Origin of the sequence: Micromonospora matsumotoense (genome assembly GCF_900091525.1) — a bacterium.
Lineage (GTDB): Bacteria > Actinomycetota > Actinomycetes > Mycobacteriales > Micromonosporaceae > Micromonospora > Micromonospora matsumotoensis.
On record NZ_FMCU01000001.1, the window covers coordinates 781,913 to 806,230 of the forward strand.

Below are 24,318 nucleotides of genomic sequence, written 5' to 3' on the forward strand. Positions count from 1 at the left end.
GCGGGCGTGGTCAGCAGCCGGGCAGCCGCTCGATCAGGTAGCGCTCGACCTGGTCCAGGGCGACCCGCTCCTGGGTCATGGTGTCCCGGTTCCGCACGGTCACCGCGTCGTCGTCGAGGGTGTCGAAGTCGACGGTGACGCAGAACGGGGTGCCGATCTCGTCCTGCCGACGGTAGCGGCGGCCGATCGCCTGCGAGTCGTCGAACTCGACCACCCAGCGCTTGCGGAGCTGGGCGGCGAGCCCCTTGGCCTTCGGGGAGAGCGCCTCGTTACGCGACAGCGGCAGCACCGCCACCTTGACCGGGGCCAGCCGGGGGTCGAAGCGCATCACGGTGCGCTTGTCGACGCCACCCTTGGTGTTCGGCGCCTCGTCCTCGTCGTACGCCTCCAGCAGGAACGCCAGCACCGCGCGGGTGAGGCCGGCGGCCGGCTCGATGACGTACGGCACCCACCGCTCGTTCTTGGTCTGGTCGAAGTACGACAGGTCCACGCCGGAGTGCTTGCTGTGCGTGGACAGGTCGAAGTCGGTGCGGTTGGCCACACCCTCCAGCTCGGCGAACTCCGTGCCGCCGAACCGGAACCGGTACTCGATGTCGACGGTGCGCTTCGAGTAGTGCGAGAGCTTCTCCTTGGGGTGCTCGTAGAAGCGCAGGTTCTCCTCGGATAGGCCCAGGTCGAGGTACCAGTTCCAGCGCTCCTGAAGCCAGTATTCGTGCCACTGCTCGTCGGAGCCGGGCTCGACGAAGAACTCCATCTCCATCTGCTCGAACTCCCGGGTCCGGAAGATGAAGTTGCCCGGGGTGATCTCGTTGCGGAACGACTTGCCGGTCTGCGCGATGCCGAACGGCGGCTTCTTGCGGGCGGCCGTCGCCACGTTGTTGTAGTTGACGAAGATGCCCTGGGCGGTCTCCGGGCGCAGGTAGTGCAGGCCCTCGTCGCTCTCCACCGGGCCGAGGTGGGTCTTCATCAGGCCGTTGAACATCTTGGGCTCGGTGAAGGTGCCCTTGTTGCCGCAGTTGGGGCAGTTCAGCTCCTGCAACGAGGTCAGCGGCTTGCCGTGCTTCTCGACGTACGCCTCTTCGAGGTGGTCGGCGCGGAACCGCTTGTGGCAGGACTGGCACTCGGTCAGCGGGTCGACGAACTCGGCGAGGTGGCCGCTGGCCTCCCAGACCTTGCGGGCCAGGATGACCGCCGAGTCGAGGCCGACGACGTCGTCGCGCTGCTGGACCATGGCCTTCCACCACTGCCGGCGGACGTTCTCCTTCAGCTCCACGCCGAGCGGGCCGTAGTCCCACGCCGATCGGGTGCCTCCGTAGATCTCGCTGGAGGGGAAGACGAAGCCTCGGCGCTTGGCGAGGCTGACGACGGCGTCGATACGGTCGGCTGACATGGGTTTCCTCCTACGCCGGCTGGCGGTCGGCGGGGACGTGAGGTGAATGGGACCGAACGGTTCGGGACAACGGTACGACCAGCAGCGCCCCGGGCCCAGCAGAATACCGCTGCCGGCTCAGCTGACCCCGCAGACCTCCATGCCACCGGTCTGCTGGTCGGCGGCGAGGGTGACCTGCTGGGTGCCCCGCCCGCCACCGTTGAAGGTGACGTCGACCGGCACGGTCAGGGTCTGCGGGTCGACGTCGCCGACCCGGTAGCTGGCGACGGCCGGCTCCTCGGCGATCCGGCGGGTGAACTCCCCCCGGGACTCCCGCCGTCGCGCGTCGTCGCAGAGCTTCTCGTACGCCTTGCCGTACTGCTTGTCGACCAGGGCGCGGTAGTAGTCGTCGGTGACCGCCTGACCCTGTTCCTCGATCGCCTGCACGTTGCTGACCACCAGCCCGACGGCCGCCGCGCCGCCGCCTCCGCAGCAGATCAGCAGGGCGATCGCCCCGACGCCGAGCCCCAGCCAGAGCCGCTTGCGGCGACCCTCGGTGGGCGGGGCGGCGAACGGCGGGGCCACCCCGGGCCCGGGGGGCGGAGCGGGCACACCCGGATCACCCGGGGCGGTGGGCACCCCCGGGGCACCCGGCGGGGCGGGCACGCCCGGGTCACCCGGGGCGACCGACGGCGGGGTGCCGCCCGGGCCGGGTGTCGCGGGGTACGGCGGTGGGGCTGCCGGGCCGGGAGCGGTCATAGGAGCAGGGTAGTGCCCCCCGGCTCAGCGGTGCGGACGCGCGGCCCGATCGCTGTCGACCACCACCACCTCGCCGTCGGGGGCGGCACCGGCCAGTCTCTCGTACGCCGAGGGCTCGTCGACCGACTCGGCGAGCAACGGCACGGCGGTGATCTTGACGTCGAAACCGCCCAGGGCCCGCCGGTAGGTCCCGACCGACTCCCACTCGGTGAGCAGGCACCAGTGCCGGGGGTCGTCGAGGGCGCGCAGGAGTTCACCGCGCAGGTAGCCGGGACGGGCGGCGAGCGCGGCCAGCGCGGCGTGCGCCCGGGCGGTGAAGTCGTCCGACGCCTCGACGGCGACCACGAACCGGTTGGTGACCAGCACCGGGTTCCTCCTCGTAGAGTCTGTGGGATGCAGCCTACGCAGCGCCCCCTGCTGGCCCGGTTGGCCCGGGCGAACCCGACGTCGGTGTTCCTCGCCGCCCTGGCGCTGGTGCTGGTGGCGCTCTTCGCGCCCGGCCCGGTCGGCGGGTTGCTGTTGTTGGCGCTGGCCGCCGGGCTGGCCTACCTGCTGGCCACCACCTGGCCGGTGCAGGCGCCGCAGACCCGGCTGCTCCGGTTGGTGATGTTGACGTTGCTGGTCACGGTGGCCCTGGTCAAGCTCTTCTGACATGCACTCATGCGTTTTTGACAATCATTCTCGTTTTCACGGACAGTTGCCGACATGACCGCCCGCACCCTGCCCCGCGTCCTGACCGCCGCCGCCACCACCCTGCTCGTCCTGGCCGGTGGCACCGCCTGCTCGACCGACGTGGCCGGGGCCGATCCGGACCGGGTGGACGTGGTCGCCGCCTTCTATCCCCTCCAGTTCGTCGCCGAACGGGTCGGGGGGGACGCGGTCACCGTCACCAACCTCGCCAAGCCGGGCGCGGAGCCGCACGACCTGGAACTCAACCCCCGGCAGGTCGGCCAGGTCAGCCAGGCCGAGCTGGTCTTCTATCTCAAGGGCTTCCAGCCGGCGGTGGACGAGGCCGTCGCGCAGAACGCCGCCGACCGGGCCTTCGACGTGACAGGCGTCGCACCGCTGCGGGACGCGACAGCCGGCGGACACGAACACGAACACGAGGGTGAGGCCGATCACGCCGAGGAGGAGGGCGGCGGCAAGGACCCGCACCTCTGGCTGGACCCGACCCGGCTGGCCACCGTCGCCGACAAGCTGGCCGAACGGCTCGGCGCCGTCGACCCGGACCGGGCCGCCGACTTCACCACCCGGGCCCGGACGCTGCGCAGCGAGCTGGAGAAGCTCGACACCGAGTACGCCGTCGGCCTGAAGACCTGCCAGCGGCGGGAGATCGTGGTCAGCCACGCCGCCTTCGGCTACCTCGCCGAGCGTTACCGGCTGGAGCAGATCGGCCTCACCGGGCTCACCCCGGACACCGAGCCCGCCCCGCAGCGGCTGGCCGAGGTCGCCCGCGAGGCCCGCGAGCACGGCGCCACCACGATCTTCTTCGAGACGCTGGTCAGCCCGAAGGTGGCCGAGACCATCGCCGCCGAGGTCGGCGCGAAGACCGCGGTGCTGGACCCGATCGAAGGGCTCTCCGCTGACGGGGGTGGGGACTACCTTTCGGTGATGCGCACCAACCTGACCTCGCTCCGTACCGCCCTGGGGTGCTCGTGACCACACCCGTGATCCAGGTCGGGCACGCCTCGGTCGGCTACGACGGCCGCCCGGTGCTGCGGGACGTCTCGCTGACCGTCACCGCCGGCGAGGTGGTGGCCGTACTCGGGGCCAACGGCTCCGGCAAGTCCACCCTGATCCGCGCCGTGCTCGGGCTGGTCCCGCTCGGCACCGGCACGGTCACGCTGTTCGGCGTCCCGCAGCGCCGGTTCCGGCAGTGGCACCGGATCGGCTACGTCCCGCAGCGGCTCGGCGCGGGCAGCGGCGTGCCGGCCACCGTCCGCGAGGTGGTGGCCTCCGGGCGGCTGGCCCGCCGGGGGGTGCTGCGCCCACCCGGCCGGGCCGACCGGACCGCGGTCGAGGCGGCACTGCGCGCGGTCGGGCTCGCCGACCGGGCCCGGGACCCGGTGGCCACCCTCTCCGGCGGCCAGCAGCAGCGCACCCTGATCGCCCGTGCCCTGGCCGGCGAGCCGGAGCTGCTGGTGCTCGACGAGCCGACCGCCGGGGTCGACGCGGCCAGCCAGGAGGCGTTCGCCGGGGCGCTGCACGAGTTCGTCGGCACCGGCGGCACGGTGCTGCTGGTCGCCCACGAGCTGGGGCCGCTGCGCCCGCTGATCAGCCGGGCCGTGGTGGTGCACCAGGGCGGCGTCTGCCATGACGGCGCGGTGCCGGAACCGGCCGGGCACCACGCCGAGCCCGACCACGACCACGTGCACCCGCACGGTCCCGAGGAGCCCGCCGGGCTGTGGAGCAGCTGAGCAATGGACCTCTTCCAGTACGACTTCATGCAGCGGGCGCTGCTCGGCGCCCTGGTGATCGGGCTGACCGCCCCGGCCCTCGGGATCTATCTGGTGCAGCGGCGGCTGGCCCTGATCGGTGACGGCATCGGTCACGTCGCGCTCACCGGCGTCGGTGCCGGCCTGCTGCTCAACCGGTCACCGGTGCTGGTGGCGGTGGTCGCGGCGATCCTCGGCGCGGTCACCATCGAGCTGGTCCGGGCCCGGGGCCGCACCTCCGGCGACCTGGCGCTGGCGCTGCTGTTCTACGGCGGCATCGCCGGTGGCGTGATGCTGGTCGGCCTCTCCGACGCCAGCAGCGCCAACCTCAACGCCTACCTGTTCGGCTCGCTCACCACCACCTCGCCCGCCGACCTGACCACCATCGCGGTGCTCGGCGCGACCATCGCGGTGCTCATGCTGGCGCTGCGCCCGGCGCTCTTCGCGGTCTGCCACGACGAGGAGTACGCCCGGGTCGCCGGGCTGCCCGTCCGGGCGCTGAACCTGCTGCTGGCGGTCGCCACCGCGGTCACCGTCACGATCGCCATGCGGGCCGTCGGCGTGTTGCTGATCAGCGCCCTGATGGTGGTGCCGGTGGCCACCGCGCAGCAGGTCACCCGGGGCTTCCGCAGCACCATGACGGCGGCCATGGCGCTCGGCCTGTTCGCCGCCGGGGCGGGGGTCTGGGTGGCGGCCACCGCCGACACCGCCCCCGGCGCCTCGGTGGTGCTGCTGGCGATCGGGTCCTTCCTCGTGGTGGCGCTGGCCGCCGCCGGCTGGCGGGTGCTGCGCCGCCGGGCCACCCCGGCCGTCGCCACCACCCCGGAACCGCACGAGGTGGTGCTCCGGTGACGCCGACCGACGAACCGTCACCGGCACTGGTTACCGTTACGGGGTGACCGGCACCCAGGGCTACGACGCGTTCGAGGGCGCGGGCGAGCTGCTCCGGGCGCTGTCCGCCCCGATCCGGCTGGCCATCGTCAGCGAGCTCGCCCAGGGTGAGCGGTGCGTGCACGAGCTGGTCGAGCAGCTCGGTGCCCCGCAGCCGCTGGTCTCCCAGCACCTGCGGGTGCTGCGCGGCGCCGGGGTGGTGCGGGGCTCCCGGCGCGGTCGGGAGATCGCGTACGCCCTGGTCGACGAGCACGTCGCGCACATCGTGGCCGACGCGGTCAGCCACGCCGGGGAGGGGCCGTCGTCCCCCGCCGAGCCGGCTCACGGGCGACCGGAGGGTGCCGGCCGGCCCGCGTCGTGGCACGCTGTCGGCCGTGAAGGTCTACGCTGACCGGCTTCCGGTCCTCCTCCGTCAGGTCGTCACCGACCTGCTCGTCGTCGCCTGGGTCTACGGGGCGATCCGCTTCGCGATGTGGCTGTACGACCTGGTGGAGAAGCTCGCCGTACCCGGGCAGAAGCTGGAGGGGGCCGGCAGCGGCCTCGCCGACAACCTGGCCGAGGCCGGCGGCAAGGTCGGCCAGCTGCCGCTGGTCGGCGACGAGCTGACCGGCCCGTTCGCCAAGGCCGCCGACGCCGCCCGGGCGATGGCCGAGGTCGGCCGCGACGAGCAGGAACTGGTCGGCCAGCTCGCCTGGGCGCTGAGCATCGCCGTGCTGGTGTTCCCGCTCGGGCTGGTGCTGTTCGGCTGGCTGCCGCTGCGGCTGCGCTGGATGCGCCGGGCCGCCTCGGCCAAGGCCCTCGCCGCCGGCCCGGCCGGAAGGGACCTGCTGGCCCTGCGCGCGCTGACCAGCCAACCGCTGCGCCGGCTGACCAGGATCGATCCGGACGTGGCCCAGGCGTGGCGGCGCGGCGACGACGCCACCGTCGACGCGCTCGCCGCCCTGGAACTGCGCCGACTCGGCCTCCGGACCGGCCGCTAGGCCCGGGCCGGGCGGCGACCGGCCCGGGGCGCGACCGGGCGGGTCGGCCCGCCGCCGGTTGTGCCTCCGCACCGGAGAGGCTTAGATGACGATAAATGTCTTGAGCCTGGAAGCCGTCGGCGTGCGTCGGCGTGGACGGCCCGGAAGGGAAGCGATCCATGTCCGTGTCCCGCAGTCGGTCGATCGTCGCGGCCGGGGCAGCCTGCCTGGTGGCGATGCTGGCCGCCGCACTCATCGCCCTACCGTCGGCGCAGGCCGCCACCGGTGACGGCTCCCCCACCGACGCGAACATCGCGTTCGTCGGCCGCTGGGACCGCAGCAACAGCACCGCGTACGTGCCGAACTGGGCCGGCGCCTATCTGCGGACCGGATTCACCGGCACCACGGTCAAGCTGCGGCAACGTCGCACCATCGACCTCTACTACAGCATCGACGGGGCCGACTTCAGGTACCTGACCAACGTCAGCGGCACGGTCAACCTGACCCCGACCCCGCTGCGCGCCGGCAACCACACGCTGGTGGTGTCGTACCGGGTGGTCGCCGGCTCGTACACCGGGGACGCGGTGTTCCAGGGGCTGACCCTCGACTCGGGCGCGCGGACCCTGCCGGCGGCGGTGCGGCCCCGGCTGATCGAGTTCGTCGGCGACTCCATCACCCTCGGCACCACCTCGTCCCGCACGGCGCTGACCGCGTACGGCTGGCTGACCGGGGAGCAGCTCGGCACCGAGCACACCCAGCTCGGCTACGGCGGGGGTTGCCTGGTGGCCACCGCCGACGGCTGCGTCAGCGTGGCCAGCCAGTTCCTCCGCACCGGATACTCGGCCACCAGCCCCGCCTGGGACTTCACCCGCTACCAGGCGGACGCCGTGGTGATCAACCTGGGCACCAACGACCGCAGCCACGGGGTGAGCGGCGCGGACTTCCAGAACCAGTACGCCACGTTCATCCGTACCGTGCGGGGCAGGTACCCGCGCGCGGCGATCTTCGCGCTGCGCACCTTCAGCGGCCGGTACGCCGCGGAGACCGCCGCCGCCGTCACGACGGTCACCGGCGGCGGGGACCGCAACGTGTTCTACGTGGACACCACCGGCTGGCTGCCCGCCGACGGGCTGAGCGACTCGGTGCACCCGAACGACGCCGGCCACCGGGCGATCACGGCCCGGCTCGCCCCGATCGTCGCCGCGAAGCTGACCACCACCCCGACGCCGACCCCCACCACCCCACCTCCCACCACCCCGCCCACGACCACGCCGCCCGTGACCACCCCGCCCGTGACCACGCCACCGGTCACCACCGCACCGCCCACCACCCCGCCCGTGACCACGCCGCCGGCCGGCGGGACCGGGTGCGGCGTCGGTTACGCGGTCACCGGGCAGTGGCAGGGCGGCTTCCAGGGCGAGGTGACGATCCGCAACACGGGCGCCACCCCGATCGACGGGTGGACGCTCCAGTGGGCGTTCACCGACGGCCAACGGGTCAGCCAGGCGTGGAACGCCAGCTACACGCAGAGCGGCGGCACCGTCCGCGCGACCAACGTCAGCTGGAACGGCGCGATCGCGGCCGGGGCGACGGTGAGCTTCGGCTTCCTGGCCGACGCCACCGGCGCGAACAGCCGACCCGCCGGGTTCGCCCTCAACGGCACCGCCTGCGCGGTCTCCTGACGGTCCGCCGTGGTCCGGGTGGCCCCGCCACCCGGACCACGGCGACCGGGGCCGCCCGCTGCACAGCGCCGACCGCAGCCCGGCCGGGGCAGCTCCCATCCGCCCGGCCGGGGCGGACGCCTCACCGCAGGTAGGCCGAGAGGCCGATCTGCTGGTTGCGGAGGGCGGTGGCGACCACACCGGCGATCTGCCGGGCCCCGGCCGTCTCGAAGTGGGTGTGGTCGGCGCAGAAGAACGCCCCCACCGCGCCCGAGTTGTAGTCGCCGTTGTTCGGGCAGAGCCGCAGCGTGTTGTAGAGCGTGTAGCTCAGCTTGTGCAGGTCGATGACGGGGACGTTGTTGGCCCGCCCCGCGTCGAACGTCTCGGTGAGGAAGCCCCGGTTGCCGACGGCGGTGCTGCCCGAGCAGGTGATCGCGGCGGCCGGGGTGAGGAAGACCGGGTACGCGCCGCGCTGCTGGGCCGCGCGGGCCATCACGCCGAGCAGTTCCTTGTAGCGGGCCGACCCGACGTGCCGGTTGCAGGTGGCGCTGCCGTCGTTGATGCCGAACTGGATGAACAGGTAGTCGCCGGCCTTCATCCCGCCGCTGGCGTTCAGCATGGCCTGCCAGCGGGTCGAGTAGGTCTGCGGGTTGATCACGCACTCGCCGGACGCGTTCATCGTGGTGGTGACGTTGGGGTCGTACAGCCAGGTCTGGATGCTGCGCCCGCCGACCGCGCTGTTGACCACCGTGGCGTTGCCGTTGAGGTACTGGCCGAACTGGTTGCCCCAGCCGACCGGGCAGACGGTGCCGGAGGACGGGTTGGCGACCGTGGAGTCGCCGGCCAGCCACACGGTGACCGGCCGCTGCGCCGAGGGGGTCGGGCTGGGCGTCGGAGTGGGCGTGGGCGTCCGGGTCGGGGTCGGGGTCGGGGTGGGCGTCGGGGTCGGGGTCGGCGGGGTGGACGGCGGCGGGCAGGGGGTGGCGGTCGGCGTCGCGCCGGTGCAGGAGACCCCGTTGAGCGCGAACGCGGTGGGGACCGGGTTGGCGGTGGTCCACGCGCCGTTGAAGCCGAAGCTGACGCCGGCCCCGGTCGCGATGGCGGCGTTGTAACCGGCGTCCTTCGCGCTGACCGTCGTCCCGTTCTGGGTGACGGTGGCGTTCCACGCCTGGCTGACCCGCTGCCCGCTGGCGAAGGCCCAGGTGAGCGTCCAGCCGGAGACCGGGTCGCCGAGGTTGGTGATGGTGACGTCCGCGCCGAAGCCACCCTGCCACTCGCTGGTGACCTTGTAGTCGACCCGGCAGCCGGTCGCCACCGCGGCCCCGGCCCCGGCCGCGACCGCCACCCCGCCCGCGAGGACCGCCAGCGTGATCGCGCCCAGTCCGGCGGTACGTCGTCGCGCTGCTCTCATGTCCACTCCTCGTCGATGGTGCCGGGCCGGCGTCGCCCGCCCCCACCTGGACGGCGGCTCGATCCCCGCAACGAAGGCGGAGCCGGCCGCGCACCCGGGACGGAAGGAGACAACAATCGATATTACTCGATGCTAGACTCTCCCGTTCGCCGTCGGTCAGCTACGGCTGGTCAGCGCGACACGCCGGGGTACGCACCTACGGGCCGTAGCTGATCATGAGCGGTCGCCGGGCAGCCGAACCCCCTCGTCTAGGGTGGTGCGGTGCTCTACTTCCTGATCGTCATCGCCGTGCTGCTGCTGGCGTACGCCGCCGCGCTGGTCAGCTTCGTCCGGCGCGGCCGCAAGATCCCGCCGCAGGCGTACCTGGTGCTGGCGCTGCTCAACGGGCTCATCCTGGCCGCCGTGCTGGCCTGGGCGATCGCCCGCTGACGACCCGACCACGACGGGCCGGGCCCGCCCCGACGGCCGTGACCCGGCGGCCCGTTCCGACCGCCACGAAGCGGGGGCCCACCCGGCCACCGTTGGCCCGGGTGGGCCCCGGCCCACTTCGTTCGGCTCCGCCCCGACGGGCGTGATCAGTCGCCGTCCACCACCGGGTCGTCATCGTCGTCGTCGACGTCGTCCTCACCCCAGTTGCGCCGGACGAACGGCAGGATCACCCAGAACGTCAGGAACCACAGACCGGTGATCGCGGTGAGCACCACGGCGATGCCGGTGTCCAGCACGAAGTCGGCGATCAGCAGGACCGCGCTCACCATGGCGACCAGCATGAAGGCCAGGCCGCCGGTGGCCATCCGGTGGGCGAAGCGGACCAGTTCCGGCTTGCGGCCCTGGCGGAACAGCGCCCGGTGGAAGGCGACCGGCGAGATGATCATCGCGGTGGCCGCGGCGGCGGACAGCAACGCGAGAATGTAGACGTCCCGCTGGAACTCGCTCGTCCGGGTGAAACCGTTGCTGAACGGCAGGGTCAACAGGAAGGCGAAGAGGATCTGCACGCCGGTCTGGGCGACCCGCAACTCCTGGAGCAGATCGGCGAAGTTGCGCTGCCAGCGCTGCTTCTCGGATTCCTTCGACACGCGCTACCTCCGGATGAGACGGTACGACCGACGGGGACACCTCCCCGTCGGCAGCAACGCCTGTGCCCGATCCGGAACCGCGCGAAACCGACTCATGATCGCCGATCAAGCCGATCGGCCGGCGGATCGGCTCAGGCCGTCCCGCGCACCCGGGCCAGGATCGCCTCGGCCAGCGGGCCCGGCGCCTCGTCGGGAATCCAGTGGGTGACCCCGGCCAGCACCACGAACCGGTAGTCCCCCGAGACGTGCCGGGCGCACGCCTGCGCGGCGGTGCGCCCGATCGCCACGTCCCGGTCGCTCCAGACGTAGCTGGTCGGCACCCGCACCGGACCGACCACCTTCATGTCCCGCCCCGACATCGCCCGGTACCAGTTCAACCCGCCGGTCAACGCGCCCGGCCGGCGCATCGGCTCGGCATACCGGGCCACCCGGGCGGAGTCGCCGACGCCGGCCAGCAGCCGGCGCAGGACCGCCCCCCGCCAGGCCAGCAGCACCCGCTCCGCCAGGCCCGCCCGGCGGAACAACGTCATGTACGACGAGCGCGCCCGCTGCCGCCGGTCGGTGGCCAACGCGTGGCCGAAGGCGGCCGGATGGGGCACCGAGACCGCGGTGAGGGTGCGTACCCGCTCCGGGTGCCGGGCGGCCAACGCCCAGGCGACGATCGCGCCCCAGTCGTGCCCCACCACGTGCGCGGCCTCGACGCCCAGCCCGTCCAGCACCGCCACCGCGTCGGCGACCAGTTCCGGCAGCCGGTAGCCGGCCACCTCGGCGGGCCGGGCCCCGGGCGAGTAACCCCGCTGGTCGGGGGCGTAGGTGCGCAACCCGGCGGCGTGCAGGGCGGGCACCACCTCGTCCCACTCCCCGCCGTGCTGGGGGAACCCGTGCAGCAGCAGCACGACCGCGCCGTCCTCGGGCCCACCGGCCCGTACGTCGAACGTCAGTCCCCGCGCCGCTACCCGCATGATCGGCAGCCTACCCAGCGACCCCGGGCCCCGCTCGGGCGTCGAATGCCGGGAACCGTGACCTGCTGGGCTGTTGGCGCAGGTCGGTGCTAGCGTCTGCCGAGACAACTTCACATCCGACAGGGGAGCGCACAGCGCTGAGAGTGCGGGCACCGCCCGCAGACCCTCGAACCTGATCTGGGTAATGCCAGCGCAGGGAGTTCGGTCGACCTCCAGCCGCGCCGCCGTCCGGCAGCCGCCGGGCGCGGCGTGCGTCTTCTCCTGGTTCGATCTCTGGACTGGGAGCACCGACATGCCGCACACCACCACCAACAGCAACCGGTGGCGCACGATCGACATCGTGGTCGCCGCCGTGATCGCCGTGGCCTTCGGCGTCATCTTCTGGGCCTGGGGCCTGGTCTGGAAGGCCGCCGACCCGGCGTTCGCCGCCGCACCGGCCAGCCAGGCCGTCATGTACGGCGTCTGGCTGGTCCCGGCCGTCCTCGGCGGCCTGGTGATCCGCAAGCCCGGGGCGGCCCTGTTCTGCGAGGCCGTCGCCGCCACCGTCTCCGCGCTGCTCGGCGCGGAGTGGGGCGGGATCACCATCGTGCAGGGGCTGATCCAGGGTCTCGGCGCGGAGCTGGCCTTCGCCGCGTTCCGCTACCGGTCGTTCCGGCTGCCGGTGGCGGTGCTGGCCGGCGCGCTGACCGGGCTGAGCGCCGCCGTGTTCGACTTCTTCGCCTGGAACGCCGAGTACGACCTGGTCAGCTACCGCCTGCCGTACGCGGCGCTGACCGTGCTCAGCGCCGCCGTCGTCGCCGGGGTCGGCGGTTGGTACCTGACCCGCGCGCTGGCCGAGACCGGGGTGCTGGACCGGTTCCCCGCCGGCCGTGACCGCACCCTGGTCTGACCCTCCCCTGGCGATCATGGAGGTGCCGGCGACGTGGCGAGTGTGAGGCTGGTCGGTTTCGGCTGGCGGCACGCCGGGCGGCGGGCCTGGGCGGTACGCGGGGTGGACCTGCGCATCGACCACGGGGAGCGGGTGCTGCTGCTGGGACCGTCCGGGGCCGGCAAGAGCACCCTGCTGGCCGCGCTGGCCGGGCTGCTGCCGGCGGACTCCGGCGAGCAGGAGGGCACCGTCGAGATCGACGGCCTCGACCCGACCAAGGCCCGCGAACGGGTCGGCACCGTCTTCCAGGACCCGCAGTCCCAACTGGTGATGGCCCGCTGCGGTGACGACGTCGCGTTCGGCCTGGAGAACCGGGGGGTGCCCGGCGACGAGATCTGGCCCCGGGTGGACGAGGCGCTGCGCCGGGTGGGCTTCCCGTACCACCGGGACCGGCCCACCGCGGCGCTGTCCGGCGGCGAGCAGCAGCGGCTCGCGCTGGCCGGGGTCCTGGCGCTGCGGCCCGGGTTGTTGCTGCTCGACGAGCCGACCGCCAACCTCGACCCGGCCGGCGCGGAGCTGGTGCGCGCGGCGGTGGCCGGCGCGCTGGACCCGGACACCACCCTGGTCCTGGTCGAACACCGGGTCGCCGACGCTCTCGCCCTGGTCGACCGGGTGGTGGTGCTGACCCCCGGTGGCGGGGTCCGGGCCGACGGGCCACCGGAGGCGGTCTTCGCCGCGCACGGTGCCGCGCTCGCCGCCGAGGGCGTCTGGGTGCCCGGCCACCCCACCGGGTCCCGCCCTGCCGTCGGGCCGCCCGGCGCGGGGTTGCTCACCGCCGACCGGCTCGGCCTGCCACCCCGGCTGGCCCCCACCGACCTGACGGTACGCGCCGGCGAGGCGCTCGCCGTCCTCGGTCCCAACGGGGTCGGCAAGTCCACCCTGGCACTGCTGCTCGGCGGCCTGCTCCGCCCCGGCGTCGGGCGGCTGACCGGCACCGCCGCCCTGGCCGACGGAGACACCCGCACCCCGCCGCACCGGTGGCGGGCCCCCGCCCTGGCCGGCCGGATCGGTTCGGTCTTCCAGGACCCGGAGCACCAGTTCGTCACGGGCACCGTCCGCGACGAACTGGCCCTCGGCCCGCGCCGGACCGGCCGCCCGGAATCCGCCGTCCGGGCCACCGTGGACGAGTTGCTGGACCGGCTGCGGCTGACCCGGCTCGCCGGGGCCAACCCGTACACCCTCTCCGGTGGGGAGGCCCGGCGGCTCAGCGTGGCGACCGCCCTGGCCACCGCGCCCCGGCTGCTGATCTGCGACGAACCCACCTTCGGTCAGGACCGCCGGACCTGGGGTGAGCTGGTCGACCTCTTCGCCGACCTGCGCGACGCCGGGCACGGCGTGGTGACCGTCACCCACGACGGGGACTTCGTCGCCGCGCTCGCCGACCGGACGGTCACCCTGCACCCCGCCCGGGATGAGCCGTGATCAGCCTGGAACCCGTCGCGGTGCCCGGCGCGCCGCTGGCCCGGCGCAACCCGGTGGCCAAGCTGGCGGCCGGGCTGATCTTCTCGTTCCTGCTGGTGGCCAGCCTCGACCCGGTCGCACCGGCGATCGCGATCGCCGTCGAGCTGGCGTTGCTGCCGCTGTTCGGCATCCGCTACCGGGTGCTGGCCCGGCGGGCCCTGCCCTTGCTGGCCGGTGCCGTCGGCATCCTGGTCACGCTGCTGCTGTTCGCCGCCGACCGGACCGGCCGGGTGCTGTGGGAGGCCGGGCCGCTGCTGGTGACCTCCGGGGTGCTGGTCACCGCGCTCGGGCTGGTGCTGCGGATGCTCGCGGTCGCCCTGCCCGGGGTGATCGTGTTCGCCACCACCGACCCCACCGACCTGGCCGACGCGCTGGTCCAGAACGCGAAGGCCCCGGCCCGGTTCGCCATCGGCGCGCTGGCCGCGTTCCGGTTGGTGCCGCTGCTCGGCCAGGAGTGGCAGATGCTCACCATGGCCCGTCGCGCCCGGGGCGTGGACGCCGGCCGCAATCCGCTGGCCCGGTTGAGGCTCTTCGTCTCCACGGCATTCGCCCTGCTGGTGGGCGCGATCCGACGCGGCACCCGGCTGGCGGTGGCGATGGACGCCCGGGGCTTCGACGCCGGCACCCCCCGCACGGTGGCCCGCCGGCAGGTGTTCGGCCCGGCCGACTGGCTGCTGATCGTCGGCGCCGCCGCACTGGCCGGCGGCGCACTCGCGGTCAGCGTCGCCCTCGGCACCTTCCGCCCCCTGATCGGCTGACCAGCGCCCCACCCGGGCCATCGCCCCACCGGGCACGCCTGCCACCAGGCCACCCAGGCACGCCGGCACCACCCAGGCACGCCGGCACCACCCAGGCACGCCGGCACCACCCAGGCACGCCGGCACCACTGGGCCGAAACAGCGGTATCCGGTCCCCCGGATACCGCTGTTTCGGCGATCTGGTGTGGGACGTCTCCGCCGGGACGTCTCCGCCGGGGCGGATCAGCTCCGCCGGGGCGGATCAGCTGCGCCGGAAGGCGTACCGGCGGTTCTGGCCCTGGGCGGTGGTGGAGCCGGCCCGGACCGGCCGGCCCGACCGCGACGGCGGCGGGGGCGGGCTCGACCGGACGACGGCGTCCGGATGGGCCGACGCGACGGCGAGGGGGACCGGGTGCGCGGGCGTCACGGCGAGTGCCGCGAGCGCCGCCGGGTCCACCTCCATCGGGGACGGCACCGGACGACGGGACTTCTTCGGACTGCGCTTGGCGGGCATACGCTGCCTCCTGTACGTACGGAGGACCACACCGCAGCCTTGAACGGCGGGCGGGCGGTCGACGGACGGGGAATCGGCCCCGGACGACCGGCCACGAGTCATCCCCTGCCAGGAGGGGTGGGAGACGCGGACGCCCGAGCACGCGGACCCGCGGCCACGGCGGCGGGTCGGCTCTCAGATAGGGCGTCAGATGCGCATGCCGTCACGGTAGCCGACCCCCGCGCCCGACGCACCCGCTTTTCCCGACGGCCATCCCGCCCCCTGCCGCACGCACACGACCACCCTGTGACACTGGGTGGACGGCGGCTGCCGACCGTCGCGGGCGCGCGATACGGTCGCAGCACACAGGTGACGTGAGAGGGCGGGTACGGATGACGCAACAGGCGACGGCGCAGATCGGCGTGACCGGGCTGGCGGTGATGGGTCGCAACCTGGCCCGGAACCTGGCCCGGAACGGGTTCACCGTGGCGGTGCACAACCGCTCCCCGGAGCGCACCCGCAGCCTGGTCGCCGACCACGGTGACGAGGGCACCTTCGTGCCGTCGGAGTCCCTGGCGGACTTCGTCGGCTCGCTGGAGCGGCCCCGCGCGGTGATCGTCATGGTCAAGGCGGGCGCCCCCACCGACGCGGTCATCGACGAGCTGGTGCCGCTGCTGGAGGAGGGTGACATCGTCGTCGACGCCGGCAACGCGCACTTCGCCGACACCCGCCGGCGGGAGGAGACGCTGCGCGAGCACGGGCTGCACTTCGTCGGCACCGGCGTCTCCGGCGGTGAGGAGGGCGCGCTGCTCGGGCCGAGCATCATGCCGGGCGGTTCGGCGGAGTCCTACCAGAAGCTCGGGCCGATCTTCGAGAAGATCGCCGCGCAGGTGGACGGCGTCGCGTGCTGCCAGCACGTCGGCCCCGACGGTGCCGGCCACTTCGTCAAGATGGTCCACAACGGCATCGAGTACGCCGACATGCAGCTCATCGCCGAGGCGTACGACCTGCTGCGGGCCGGGCTGGGGGCGACCCCGGGTGAGATCGCGGAGATCTTCCGGGAGTGGAACACCGGCGAGCTGGAGTCGTTCCTCATCGAGATCACCGCCGACGTGCTGGCCCACACCGACGCGGCCAGCGGCAAGCCCTTCGTCGACGTGGTGCTCGACCAGGCGGAGCAGAAGGGCACCGGCCGCTGGACGGTGCAGATCGCCCTCGACCTGGGCATCCCGATCACCGGCATCGCCGAGGCGACCTTCGCCCGGTCGCTGTCCGGGCACGCCGGTCAGCGGGAGGCCGCCCGCCGTACCTTCGGCGACGCGGGCGAGAAGTGGCAGGTCGAGGACCGGGACGCGTTCGTCGAGGACGTCCGCCGGGCGCTGCTGGCCAGCAAGATCGTCGCGTACGCGCAGGGCTTCGACCAGATCCGGGCCGGCAGCCGCGAGTACCACTGGGACATCGACCTGGGCGGCACCGCCACCATCTGGCGGGGCGGCTGCATCATCCGGGCCCGCTTCCTGGACCGCATCCGGGAGGCGTACGACTCGCAGCCGGAGCTGCCGACCCTGCTGGTCGCGCCGTACTTCGCCGACGCGGTGAGCGACGGCGTGCCGAGCTGGCGTCGGGTGGTGGCGGACTCGGCACGGGCCGGCGTGCCCACCCCGGCCTTCTCCTCGTCGCTCGCCTACTTCGACGCGCTGCGCGCGGAGCGGCTGCCGGCGGCCCTGATCCAGGGCCTGCGGGACAACTTCGGGGCGCACACCTACCACCGGGTCGACCGGGAGGGTGCGTTCCACACCCTGTGGGCGACCGCCGACCGCTCCGAAGTGGCCGGCTGACCAGCCCGCCATCGCCGGGTGTGCCGCGGTGTCCCGCAGCGGGGGCACCGCGCTCACCGGACCGGCACCAGTGCTACACGAACGCCCCGCCGTCCCGGTGAGAACCGGGGTGGCGGGGCGTTCGCCGTGAGGTCAGTGGTGACCCGCTGGTCACCGGGAATGCCGGCGCCGGATGGTCACCAGAACCGACGACGCCGGGCGGCCTTCTGGGGGCGCAGCACGTCGGCGCCCTTGGACAGCATCCGGCTCACTCCGCTGGGCCCCCGACGCGACTCCAGGGTGTGGCTCAGCTGGCGGGCACCGGCCGCGGCCAGCGGCACGGCGACCGCCATGACCGCCCACTGCGCGATCCGCTTCTGAATCATGTGTGCTCACCTCCGCGATTGGCTGCTGGAGTGGTGGTACCCCGCAGGTGGGATCACCAATCGTGACCGGGGCAACGGTCAGCGCGGCGGGGCCACCGGGTTGGGCAGCGCCCCACCGAAGCGGCGGTCCCGCTGGGCGTACAGCTCGCAGGCGTACCAGAGGTGGCGGCGGTCGAAGTCCGGCCAGAGGGTGTCCAGGAACACCAGCTCCGCGTACGCCGCCTGCCAGAGCATGAAGTTGGAGATCCGTTCCTCGCCGGAGGGGCGCAGGAAGAGGTCGACCTCGGGGACCTCCGGGTGGTAGAGGTACTTCGCCACGGTCTTCTCGGTGACCTTGGCCGGGTCGAGCCGGCCCGCGGCCACCTCCCGGGCGATCGCGGCGGCGGCGTCGGCGATCTCGGCCTGGCCGCCGTAGTTGACGCAGAACTGGAGGGTCAGCGTCGAGTTGCCCCGGGACATCTCCTCGGCGGTCTGCAACTCGGAGATGACGCTCTTCCAGAGCCGGCCGGCCCGCCCCGACCAGACCACCCGCACCCCCAGGTCGACCAGCTGGTCGCGGCGGCGACGGATGACGTCCCGGTTGAAGCCCATCAGGAACCGGACCTCGTCCGGCGAGCGCCGCCAGTTCTCGGTGGAGAAGGCGTACGCCGACAGGTAGGGCACGCCCAGCTCGATCGCCCCCTCGACGGTGTCGAAGAGGCTGTGCTCTCCCTGCTCGTGGCCCTTGGTACGGGGCAGACCGCGTTCCTTGGCCCACCGGCCGTTGCCGTCCATCACCACGGCGATGTGCTTGGGCAGCGCCTCGGCGGGCAGTGCCGGCGGTCGGGCGCCCGACGGGTGCGGAGTCGGCGGCGTCGGCTCCCGCCGGCCGGCCCTCAACGATCGGATCACTCGGTCATCTCCTTGTCCCCACCCTCCACACCGACCCGGGGCGATAGCGCCGGACCGCTCCCCTCGCCTGCCGTCGGACCGCCCCGGTCGACCAGCGGCAGCGAGCGTAGCGCGCGTTCCAGGTGCCACTGCAGGTGCGCCGCGACCAGGCCGCTGCACTCCCGGCGTACCCCGGTCGCGGTGGCGTCGGCGACCTGCCAGTCACCGCTGGTGAGGGCGGACATCAGGTCGATGGTGGCCGGTGCGGGGTGGGCCGCGCCGGGCGGCCGGCAGTCCGGGCAGACCGCGCCCCCGGCCGGTACGGAGAACGCCCGGTGCCGCCCCGGGGTGCCGCAGACCGCGCAGGCGGTCAGCGCCGGCGCCCAACCGGCCAGGCTCATCCCGCGCAGCAGGTACGCGTCGAGCACCAGCGTGGTGGCGTGCTCGCCCCGGGACAGCGCCTTGAGCGCGCCGAGGGTGAGCTGGAACAGCCGCAGCGACGGCTCCCGCTCGACGGGGGTGAGGCGTTCGGCGGTCTCCGCGATCGCGCTGGCCGCCGTGTACCGGGGGTAGTCCCCGAGGAAACGTTTGCCGTACAGGTCGATGCCCTCGACCTGGCTGACGCTGTGCAGCGAGCTGCCGGTGTTGCCCTTCGGGTCACCGGCGAGCTGGACGTCGACGTGGCCGAACGGCTCCAGCCGGGCGCCGAACTTGCTGGTGGTGCGGCGTACCCCCCGGGCCACCGCCCGCAACCGGCCGTGCCGGCGGGTCAGCAGGGTGATGATCCGGTCGGACTCGCCGAGCTTCTGCACGCGCAGCACCACCGCGTCGTCGCGGTAGAGCTGTCGGCGGTACCCGGCCATCCGGTCATTCTCCCTCGGGGTGGGAAATCAGGGTCGGATCGGGGTGGGCCCGCGCTTCGCCCCGGATGTGCCGCAGGTGGCGGCGGTCGTAGGTTGCTGGCATGGCTCTTCCCCGCAGCGCGGTCGCCCTGGGCGCGACCGCCGCCCTCATCCTCGCCACCGGGTGCGACACGCTCTCGTTCCGACGGCTGGACTTCGACACCACCGAGGCGGCGAAGATCGCCCGGATCACCGTACGGCCCGGTTCCGGGGACGTGGTGGTCCGGGCGACCGGCCCGGCCACCGGCGTACGCGTCAAGCGGGTGCTCCGTTACCAGGGTGACCAGCCGGACACCACGTACGAGATCACCGGTGACGAGTTGGTGCTGGACACCGAGTGCGGTTCCCGCTGCTCGGTGTCGTACGAGGTGACCGCCCCACCCGGGGTGCGGGTGCAGGGTGAGACCGGCTCGGGTGAGGTGGAGCTGGCCAGGATCGGGTCGGTCGACTTCACCCTCGGCTCGGGCAACATCCGGATCATCGAGGCGGCCGGCCCGGTGCGGGCCGAGACCGGGTCGGGCAACATCGAGGTGCTCGACGTCACCGGCCCGGTCGACGTGCGGGCGTCCTCCGGCGACGTCACCGGCACCCGGCTCGGTGGCGACGTCTCCGCCGAGACCGGTTCCGGCAACATCACACTCACCCTGAGCAGGCCGGCCTCGGCGCGGGCCCATGCCGGCAGCGGGGACGTCGAGTTGACGGTGCCGGCCGGCCGGTACCGGGTGAAGTCGAACGTCGACTCGGGGGACACCGAGATCGGGGTCACCAACGACCCGGGCGCATCACTGGTGCTGGACCTGGAGGCCGGCAGCGGGAACGTGACGGTCGTGCAGCGCTGAGCGGGGGGCGTACCTCAGCGGGCCCTGATCTCGACGGGGTCGACCTCGGGTGTCCGGGGAGCCGGGACGCCGGGCGACGCCGTCGCCGGGCGGGGGAGCGGGCGGCCGGGGATCAGCTCGGGGCGACGGCGGGCCGCCACGTCCTCCACCCAGCCGACCAGCAGGGTCACCACCCCGACCAGGAGGAAGACCAGCACCACCCGGACCGCCAGGCCCCACGGGTCCCGGGGTGACCAGCCGACCAGGCCCACCAGCGGGGTGAGCGCCACCACGAAGGGCATGTGCCACAGATAGATGGTCAACGCACGCCGGTTCGCCACCGTCACCAGCCGACCGAAGATCCGGCTACGGTCCACCCAGGCGGCGGCCGCCGGGCCCCGGCCAATGACCACCAGGATGAACGCCGCCGACCACAGGGCGTTGCCCAGCGGGATGTCGTTGAGGTCGTAGCCGCGCGGCCCGGGATGGGTGAGGACCCATGCCCCGCCGGCCCCGGCCAGCAGCACCGCCACCGGCACCAGCACCCGGTCGGCCAGCCGGCGCAGCATGCCGTCGTGGTGGGCGAAGCCGAGCAGCCAGGCCCCGAAGTAGAGGCCGAAGTCGCGTAGCACCGCCGAGGTGGTCGGCAGGATGCCCACCTCGATCGCGACCAGCAGCAGGTAGGGGGCGGCCAGGGTGGGCAGCGGGGCCCGGCGGAAGAGCCAGAGCGCCACCGGTGAGGCGAGCACGAACCACAGGTAGTCCCGCAGGTACCAGATCGGGCTGAGCGCGAGCCCGCCCCAGTAGTTGGCCGGCGGGTCGGCGATCGGAAACAGCCAGATCACCACCTGGGGGGTGAACGTCAGCCCGGTGAGCAGCATGGCCGGCACGAAGATCACCGCCACCACCCAGAGCGAGGGCAGCAGGCGGCGCAGCCGACGTCCCACGGCGGGCACGCCGGACCGGTCCAGCGACGCGGCCATCAACGACCCGGCCAGGGCGAACATGATCGACATGGCCGGGAAGATCAGCGTCAGCGTGGCCAGCCCGGTGACGTGGTAGACCACGACGCGGACGATGGCCAGGAGGCGGAGCAGGTCCAGATATCGGTTACGCATCAGGCTGCATCTATGTCGGGGGCGGTTGCACGTCCCCTACCCTGCGACCCCAGCCTGTGAAACCGCTGCTAATTCGGGCTAGAAGTGAAAATTCCCATATCCGCCCCCAAATGTCGCAGCGACGGACCCCCCGGGAGCCGGGCTCAGAAACCCAGCTTGCGCAGCTGCTTCGGGTCCCGCTGCCACTCCTTCGCCACCCGGACGTGCAGGTCCAGATAGACCCGGGTGCCGAGCAGCTCCTCGATCTGCTTGCGGGCGGTGGTGCCGACCTCCTTGAGCCGGCTGGCCCGGTGACCGAGCACGATCGCCTTCTGGCTGGGCCGCTCGACGTAGACGTCGGCATAGATCTTCATGAGCTGACCCTCGGGGATCATCTCCTCCACCACCACGGCGATGGAGTGCGGCAGCTCGTCGCGGACCCCCTCCAGGGCCGCCTCCCGGATCAGCTCGGCGACCAGCACCTGCTCCGGCTCGTCGGTGAGCATGTCGTCCGGATAGAGCTGCGGTGACGGCGGCAGGTAACCGGTCATCACCTCGACCAGGGTGTCCACCTGGTGCCCGGAGACCGCGCTGACCGGCACCACGGCGGCGAAGTCGGCCAGCTCGCTGACCGCGAGCAACTGCTCGGCCAGCCGCCGCTTGTCGACCAGGTCGGTCTTGGTGACCACCGCGAGCACGGTGGCCTTCAGCTCGCTCAACTCGCCACTGATGAACCGGTCGCCCCGGCCCACCCGCTCGTCCGCCGGGATGCAGAGGCCGATCACGTCGACCTCCGTCCAGGTGGTGCGGACCAGGTCGTTGAGGCGCTCGCCGAGCAGCGTCCGGGGCCGGTGCAGGCCGGGGGTGTCGACCAGGACCAGCTGCGACTCCGGCCGGTGCAGCACCGCCCGGATCACGTGCCGGGTGGTCTGCGGCTTGTTCGAGGTGATCGCGATCTTGGTGCCGACGATGGCGTTGGTCAGCGTCGACTTACCGGCGTTCGGCCGCCCGACGAAACACCCGAAACCCGCCCGGTACGGCCGCTGCTCCCCGCCGGTCACTCGATCACCGTGCCCAGGACGGTCCCGTCCGGCGCGGCCACGTGGATCGGCGCGTCGGCGGCCAGGTCCCGCACCGCGGCGTGCCCCGCCCCGTCCAGCGTCGACGCCTCGGTCACCACCGCCGCCGCCTCCAACCGGCTCGCCCCGGCCGCCGCCGCCGAGGCGACCGCCAACTGGAGCGCCGTGACGGTCAGCGAGGGCAGCGAGACGCTCGCCGCGGCGTACGTCCGGCCGTCCTGGTCGCGGACCGCCGCGCCCTCCACGGCAGCCACCCGGGCCCGGGCGCCTCGGGCCAGCACGACCAGCTTGCCGTCCTCGGCGCTCAACTCGGCCGGATCGGACGGGGTGGGCCGGGCAGCCGGCACGGCGGGTGTCTCAGGCATCGGCGGGTTGCCTCTCCTCGGCGCTGTTCTGGTGGTCACGGGAATCGGGGCCGCCGGTCGACGGTGCCCGGCTGACCAACACACTGTCTATCCGGTTGCGCCGGCCGGTGGTGCCCTCGGCGACCAGCTTCAGGCCGGCCACCTCGGCGTCGGCACCCGGGATCGGGACCCGACCCAGAGCCTGCGCCAACAGCCCACCGACCGTCTCCACCTCGTCGGTGGGCAACTCGGTGTCGAACAACTCACCCAGGTTCTCCACCGGCAACCGGGCGGTGACCCGGACCGCGCCGTCGGCCAGGTGCTCCACCGGCGGGCGCTCGACATCGTACTCGTCGGTGATCTCGCCGACGATCTCCTCCAGGATGTCCTCGATGGTGACCAGGCCGCCGGTGCCGCCGTACTCGTCGACGACGATGACCAGGTGGTTGCGGGCGGCCTGCATCTCCGACAGCAGGTCGTCGACCGGCTTGGACTCCGGCACGAAGGTGGCCGGGCGCATCAGCTCGGCCACCGGGGTCTGGTGCGCCCGCAGGTCGCCACCCCGGGTATGCCGGATGAGGTCCTTGAGATAGAGCACGCCGAGCACGTCGTCGACGCTCTCACCGATCACCGGGATGCGGGAGAAGCCGGACCGCAGGAAGAGCGCCAGCGCCTGGGAGAGCGCCTTGCCCTCCTCGATCCACACCATCTCGGTACGCGGCACCATCACCTCCCGGGCGATGGTGTCGCCGAGCGCGAAGACCGAGTGGATCATCTGGCGCTCGCCGTGCTCCACCACCCCCCGTTGCTCGGCCAGGTCGACCAGCTCACGCAGCTCCACCTGGGTGGCGAACGGACCCTCCCGGAAACCGCGCCCCGGGGTGACCGCGTTGCCGATCAGGATCAGCAGCGAGGCGAGCGGGTTGAGCGCCCGGCCCAGCCAACGGACCAGCGGCGCCACCGCCCGACCCACCGCGTACGCGTGCTGCCGGCCCAGGGTGCGCGGTGCCACGCCGACCACCACGAAGCTGACCACGGTCATCGCCCCGGCGGTCACCAACGCCGCCCGCCAGCCCGCGCCGAAGCTGTCCACCGCCACCAGGGCGACCAGGGTGGTGGCGGTCAACTCCGCGAGCAGCCGGAGCAGCAGCAGCAGGTTGAGGTGGCGGACCACGTCACCGGCGACGGCCTGGAGGGTACGCGCGCCGCGCGCCCCGTCGCGGGCCAGCTCGGCGGCGCGGGCCGGGGAGACCGCGGCCAGCGCGGCCTCGGTCATCGCGATCAGACCGGCGAGCACCACCAGCCCGGCCGCGAAGAAGATCAGCTGAAGATCGGGAAGGCCGGCGGTCGGACCGGCCGCGAATATGTCCATCACCGGGACCGGGTCGACCGCCAACTGGCCAGCAACCGGGCCTGGAGGGCGAACATCTCCCGCTCCTCCTCCGGCTCGGCGTGGTCGTAGCCGAGCAGGTGCAGCACGCCGTGCACGGTGAGCAGGTGCAGCTCGTCGGCGGCGGTGTGCCCGGCGGTGGCCGCCTGCTTGGCCGCCACCTCCGGGCAGAGCACGATGTCGCCGAGCAGGGCCGGCTCACCGCTGGCCGGGGCGCTCTCCCCCGGGCCGTGGTCGACGCTGCCCTCGTCCATGGGGAAGGCGAGCACGTCGGTGGGGCCGTCGCCGCCCATCCAGCGATGGTTCAGCTCGGTCATGTAGCCGATGTCGACCAGCAGCACGGACAGCTCGGCGAGCGGGTTGACCCCCATCTCGTCGAGGGCGTGCCGGGCCACGGCGAGCACGGAGTCGGTGTCGACCTCGGCACCGGACTCGTTGGCGATCTCGATGGACAACTGTCTTCCTCTGATTGG

At 73.1% G+C, this 24,318-nt stretch carries 27 protein-coding genes, 1 pseudogene and 1 riboswitch; of the genes and pseudogenes, 13 read left to right on the forward strand and 15 right to left on the reverse strand.

The window, feature by feature from the left end:
- Positions 1-10: 10 nt before the first annotated feature.
- From GA0070216_RS03360 to GA0070216_RS03370, 3 genes are all read right to left on the reverse strand, one after another.
- A complete protein-coding gene (locus GA0070216_RS03360) occupies positions 11-1,390 on the reverse strand; it encodes a glycine--tRNA ligase (RefSeq protein ID WP_091238486.1) in 1,380 nt (459 codons plus the stop codon).
- Positions 1,391-1,507: 117 nt separating this feature from the next.
- The gene (locus tag GA0070216_RS03365) at positions 1,508-1,981 is read right to left on the reverse strand and encodes an Rv0361 family membrane protein (protein ID WP_091238983.1); all 474 of its coding nucleotides are present in this window, start codon (positions 1,979-1,981) and stop codon (positions 1,508-1,510) included.
- Positions 1,982-2,152: 171 nt separating this feature from the next.
- Positions 2,153-2,494, reverse strand: coding sequence for an antibiotic biosynthesis monooxygenase family protein (locus GA0070216_RS03370; RefSeq protein ID WP_091238490.1), 342 nt, complete (start codon positions 2,492-2,494; stop codon positions 2,153-2,155).
- A 27-nt stretch (positions 2,495-2,521) separates the two neighbouring features.
- Here GA0070216_RS03370 and GA0070216_RS03375 point away from each other — a divergent pair, with 27 nt between their 5' ends.
- The 7 genes and pseudogenes from GA0070216_RS03375 to GA0070216_RS03405 all read left to right on the forward strand — a co-directional run bounded on the left by GA0070216_RS03375 (position 2,522) and on the right by GA0070216_RS03405 (position 8,095).
- Positions 2,522-2,779: a DUF6703 family protein gene (locus GA0070216_RS03375; RefSeq protein ID WP_091238494.1), complete on the forward strand. Its 258-nt coding sequence runs from the start codon at positions 2,522-2,524 to the stop codon at positions 2,777-2,779.
- A gap of 54 nt (positions 2,780-2,833) precedes the next feature.
- On the forward strand, positions 2,834-3,787 hold the full coding sequence (locus GA0070216_RS03380) for a metal ABC transporter substrate-binding protein (RefSeq protein ID WP_091238497.1): 954 nt from the start codon (positions 2,834-2,836) through the stop codon (positions 3,785-3,787).
- Complete coding sequence (locus GA0070216_RS03385; RefSeq protein WP_091238987.1) at positions 3,784-4,545, forward strand: metal ABC transporter ATP-binding protein; 762 nt, start codon at positions 3,784-3,786, stop codon at positions 4,543-4,545. The genes GA0070216_RS03380 and GA0070216_RS03385 overlap by 4 nt, the downstream gene beginning before the upstream one ends.
- Before the next feature lie 3 nt (positions 4,546-4,548).
- A complete protein-coding gene (locus tag GA0070216_RS03390) occupies positions 4,549-5,415 on the forward strand; it encodes a metal ABC transporter permease (RefSeq protein ID WP_091238500.1) in 867 nt (288 codons plus the stop codon).
- A 43-nt stretch (positions 5,416-5,458) separates the two neighbouring features.
- Positions 5,459-5,761, forward strand: a pseudogene (locus GA0070216_RS03395) (ArsR/SmtB family transcription factor); the annotation flags it as partial.
- A gap of 67 nt (positions 5,762-5,828) precedes the next feature.
- A complete protein-coding gene (locus GA0070216_RS03400; RefSeq protein WP_091238503.1) occupies positions 5,829-6,434 on the forward strand; it encodes a hypothetical protein in 606 nt (201 codons plus the stop codon).
- 158 nt (positions 6,435-6,592) lie between these two features.
- Entirely contained in the window at positions 6,593-8,095 is a 1,503-nt protein-coding gene (locus GA0070216_RS03405) for a cellulose binding domain-containing protein (protein ID WP_091238507.1), read from the forward strand.
- Between the two features lie 121 nt (positions 8,096-8,216).
- On the opposite strand, the gene GA0070216_RS35235 is transcribed toward GA0070216_RS03405, so the two are convergent.
- On the reverse strand, positions 8,217-9,485 hold the full coding sequence (locus tag GA0070216_RS35235) for a cellulose binding domain-containing protein (protein WP_091238510.1): 1,269 nt from the start codon (positions 9,483-9,485) through the stop codon (positions 8,217-8,219).
- A gap of 261 nt (positions 9,486-9,746) precedes the next feature.
- Between GA0070216_RS35235 and GA0070216_RS34355 the strand changes: the two genes are divergently transcribed.
- On the forward strand, positions 9,747-9,914 hold the full coding sequence (locus GA0070216_RS34355) for a hypothetical protein (protein WP_176738797.1): 168 nt from the start codon (positions 9,747-9,749) through the stop codon (positions 9,912-9,914).
- Between the two features lie 146 nt (positions 9,915-10,060).
- Here GA0070216_RS34355 and GA0070216_RS03415 read toward each other — a convergent pair whose 3' ends face one another.
- Together GA0070216_RS03415 and GA0070216_RS03420 are read right to left on the reverse strand one after the other, a co-directional pair.
- Entirely contained in the window at positions 10,061-10,561 is a 501-nt protein-coding gene (locus GA0070216_RS03415) for a DUF6328 family protein (RefSeq protein ID WP_091238514.1), read from the reverse strand.
- A gap of 131 nt (positions 10,562-10,692) precedes the next feature.
- Positions 10,693-11,523, reverse strand: a complete 831-nt coding sequence (locus tag GA0070216_RS03420; RefSeq protein ID WP_091238518.1) for an alpha/beta fold hydrolase — start codon at positions 11,521-11,523, stop codon at positions 10,693-10,695.
- Between the two features lie 111 nt (positions 11,524-11,634).
- Positions 11,635-11,740, forward strand: a riboswitch (TPP riboswitch).
- Positions 11,741-11,815: 75 nt separating this feature from the next.
- Here GA0070216_RS03420 and GA0070216_RS03425 point away from each other — a divergent pair.
- From GA0070216_RS03425 to GA0070216_RS03435, 3 genes are read left to right on the forward strand one after another with little or no spacing between them, the layout of a single operon-like run.
- Complete coding sequence (locus GA0070216_RS03425; RefSeq protein ID WP_091238991.1) at positions 11,816-12,412, forward strand: ECF transporter S component; 597 nt, start codon at positions 11,816-11,818, stop codon at positions 12,410-12,412.
- A gap of 33 nt (positions 12,413-12,445) precedes the next feature.
- Positions 12,446-13,873: an ABC transporter ATP-binding protein gene (locus GA0070216_RS03430; protein ID WP_091238521.1), complete on the forward strand. Its 1,428-nt coding sequence runs from the start codon at positions 12,446-12,448 to the stop codon at positions 13,871-13,873.
- Positions 13,870-14,670 (forward strand): energy-coupling factor transporter transmembrane component T family protein, encoded by an 801-nt coding sequence (locus GA0070216_RS03435; RefSeq protein ID WP_091238525.1) that lies wholly within the window; start codon positions 13,870-13,872, stop codon positions 14,668-14,670. Before GA0070216_RS03430 ends, GA0070216_RS03435 begins: the two co-directional genes overlap by 4 nt.
- A gap of 241 nt (positions 14,671-14,911) precedes the next feature.
- Here the strand turns inward: GA0070216_RS03435 and GA0070216_RS03440 are convergent, their stop codons facing one another.
- Positions 14,912-15,163, reverse strand: a complete 252-nt coding sequence (locus GA0070216_RS03440; RefSeq protein ID WP_091238528.1) for a hypothetical protein — start codon at positions 15,161-15,163, stop codon at positions 14,912-14,914.
- Positions 15,164-15,534: 371 nt separating this feature from the next.
- Here GA0070216_RS03440 and gndA point away from each other — a divergent pair, with 371 nt between their 5' ends.
- Positions 15,535-16,980 (forward strand): NADP-dependent phosphogluconate dehydrogenase, encoded by a 1,446-nt coding sequence (gene gndA, locus GA0070216_RS03445; protein ID WP_091238532.1) that lies wholly within the window; start codon positions 15,535-15,537, stop codon positions 16,978-16,980.
- A 176-nt stretch (positions 16,981-17,156) separates the two neighbouring features.
- Here the strand turns inward: gndA and GA0070216_RS03450 are convergent, their stop codons facing one another.
- The 3 genes from GA0070216_RS03450 to recO all read right to left on the reverse strand — a co-directional run bounded on the left by GA0070216_RS03450 (position 17,157) and on the right by recO (position 19,078).
- Entirely contained in the window at positions 17,157-17,345 is a 189-nt protein-coding gene (locus tag GA0070216_RS03450) for a hypothetical protein (RefSeq protein ID WP_091238535.1), read from the reverse strand.
- Positions 17,346-17,423: 78 nt separating this feature from the next.
- Entirely contained in the window at positions 17,424-18,236 is an 813-nt protein-coding gene (locus GA0070216_RS03455) for an isoprenyl transferase (protein ID WP_091238538.1), read from the reverse strand.
- The gene (gene recO, locus GA0070216_RS03460; RefSeq protein WP_091238542.1) at positions 18,233-19,078 is read right to left on the reverse strand and encodes a DNA repair protein RecO; all 846 of its coding nucleotides are present in this window, start codon (positions 19,076-19,078) and stop codon (positions 18,233-18,235) included. The genes GA0070216_RS03455 and recO overlap by 4 nt, the downstream gene beginning before the upstream one ends.
- Positions 19,079-19,179: 101 nt before the next feature.
- On the opposite strand from recO, the gene GA0070216_RS03465 reads away from it, so the two are divergent.
- Positions 19,180-19,956 carry a DUF4097 family beta strand repeat-containing protein gene (locus GA0070216_RS03465; protein WP_091238546.1) on the forward strand — a complete coding sequence of 259 codons (777 nt, stop codon included), beginning with the start codon at positions 19,180-19,182 and terminating at the stop codon, positions 19,954-19,956.
- 14 nt (positions 19,957-19,970) lie between these two features.
- Here the strand turns inward: GA0070216_RS03465 and GA0070216_RS03470 are convergent, their stop codons facing one another.
- The 5 genes from GA0070216_RS03470 to ybeY form a co-directional block, all read right to left on the reverse strand.
- Positions 19,971-21,053, reverse strand: coding sequence for an acyltransferase family protein (locus tag GA0070216_RS03470; RefSeq protein WP_091238549.1), 1,083 nt, complete (start codon positions 21,051-21,053; stop codon positions 19,971-19,973).
- Positions 21,054-21,196: 143 nt separating this feature from the next.
- The gene (era, locus tag GA0070216_RS03475) at positions 21,197-22,093 is read right to left on the reverse strand and encodes a GTPase Era (RefSeq protein WP_091238552.1); all 897 of its coding nucleotides are present in this window, start codon (positions 22,091-22,093) and stop codon (positions 21,197-21,199) included.
- Positions 22,090-22,476, reverse strand: a complete 387-nt coding sequence (locus GA0070216_RS03480; protein ID WP_091238555.1) for a cytidine deaminase — start codon at positions 22,474-22,476, stop codon at positions 22,090-22,092. The genes era and GA0070216_RS03480 overlap by 4 nt, the downstream gene beginning before the upstream one ends.
- A complete protein-coding gene (locus tag GA0070216_RS03485; protein ID WP_176738798.1) occupies positions 22,469-23,851 on the reverse strand; it encodes a hemolysin family protein in 1,383 nt (460 codons plus the stop codon). The genes GA0070216_RS03480 and GA0070216_RS03485 overlap by 8 nt, the downstream gene beginning before the upstream one ends.
- Entirely contained in the window at positions 23,827-24,300 is a 474-nt protein-coding gene (ybeY, locus tag GA0070216_RS03490; RefSeq protein WP_091238559.1) for an rRNA maturation RNase YbeY, read from the reverse strand. The genes GA0070216_RS03485 and ybeY overlap by 25 nt, the downstream gene beginning before the upstream one ends.
- Positions 24,301-24,318 lie beyond the last annotated feature (18 nt).

Bases quoted from the DNA above. Each gene is read 5' to 3' on its own strand.
- GA0070216_RS03450 (WP_091238535.1), bottom strand. From the start codon at position 17,345: ATGATTCAGAAGCGGATCGCGCAGTGGGCGGTCATGGCGGTCGCCGTG.
- GA0070216_RS03480 (WP_091238555.1), bottom strand. From the start codon at position 22,476: ATGCCTGAGACACCCGCCGTGCCGGCTGCCCGGCCCACCCCGTCCGAT.
- GA0070216_RS03405 (WP_091238507.1), top strand. From the start codon at position 6,593: ATGTCCGTGTCCCGCAGTCGGTCGATCGTCGCGGCCGGGGCAGCCTGC.
- gndA (WP_091238532.1), top strand. From the start codon at position 15,535: ATGACGCAACAGGCGACGGCGCAGATCGGCGTGACCGGGCTGGCGGTG.
- GA0070216_RS03380 (WP_091238497.1), top strand. From the start codon at position 2,834: ATGACCGCCCGCACCCTGCCCCGCGTCCTGACCGCCGCCGCCACCACC.
- GA0070216_RS03465 (WP_091238546.1), top strand. From the start codon at position 19,180: ATGGCTCTTCCCCGCAGCGCGGTCGCCCTGGGCGCGACCGCCGCCCTC.
- GA0070216_RS03425 (WP_091238991.1), top strand. From the start codon at position 11,816: ATGCCGCACACCACCACCAACAGCAACCGGTGGCGCACGATCGACATC.
- GA0070216_RS03440 (WP_091238528.1), bottom strand. From the start codon at position 15,163: ATGCCCGCCAAGCGCAGTCCGAAGAAGTCCCGTCGTCCGGTGCCGTCC.
- recO (WP_091238542.1), bottom strand. From the start codon at position 19,078: ATGGCCGGGTACCGCCGACAGCTCTACCGCGACGACGCGGTGGTGCTG.
- GA0070216_RS03360 (WP_091238486.1), bottom strand. From the start codon at position 1,390: ATGTCAGCCGACCGTATCGACGCCGTCGTCAGCCTCGCCAAGCGCCGA.
- GA0070216_RS35235 (WP_091238510.1), bottom strand. From the start codon at position 9,485: ATGAGAGCAGCGCGACGACGTACCGCCGGACTGGGCGCGATCACGCTG.
- GA0070216_RS03375 (WP_091238494.1), top strand. From the start codon at position 2,522: ATGCAGCCTACGCAGCGCCCCCTGCTGGCCCGGTTGGCCCGGGCGAAC.
- GA0070216_RS03420 (WP_091238518.1), bottom strand. From the start codon at position 11,523: ATGCGGGTAGCGGCGCGGGGACTGACGTTCGACGTACGGGCCGGTGGG.
- GA0070216_RS03390 (WP_091238500.1), top strand. From the start codon at position 4,549: ATGGACCTCTTCCAGTACGACTTCATGCAGCGGGCGCTGCTCGGCGCC.
- GA0070216_RS03470 (WP_091238549.1), bottom strand. From the start codon at position 21,053: ATGCGTAACCGATATCTGGACCTGCTCCGCCTCCTGGCCATCGTCCGC.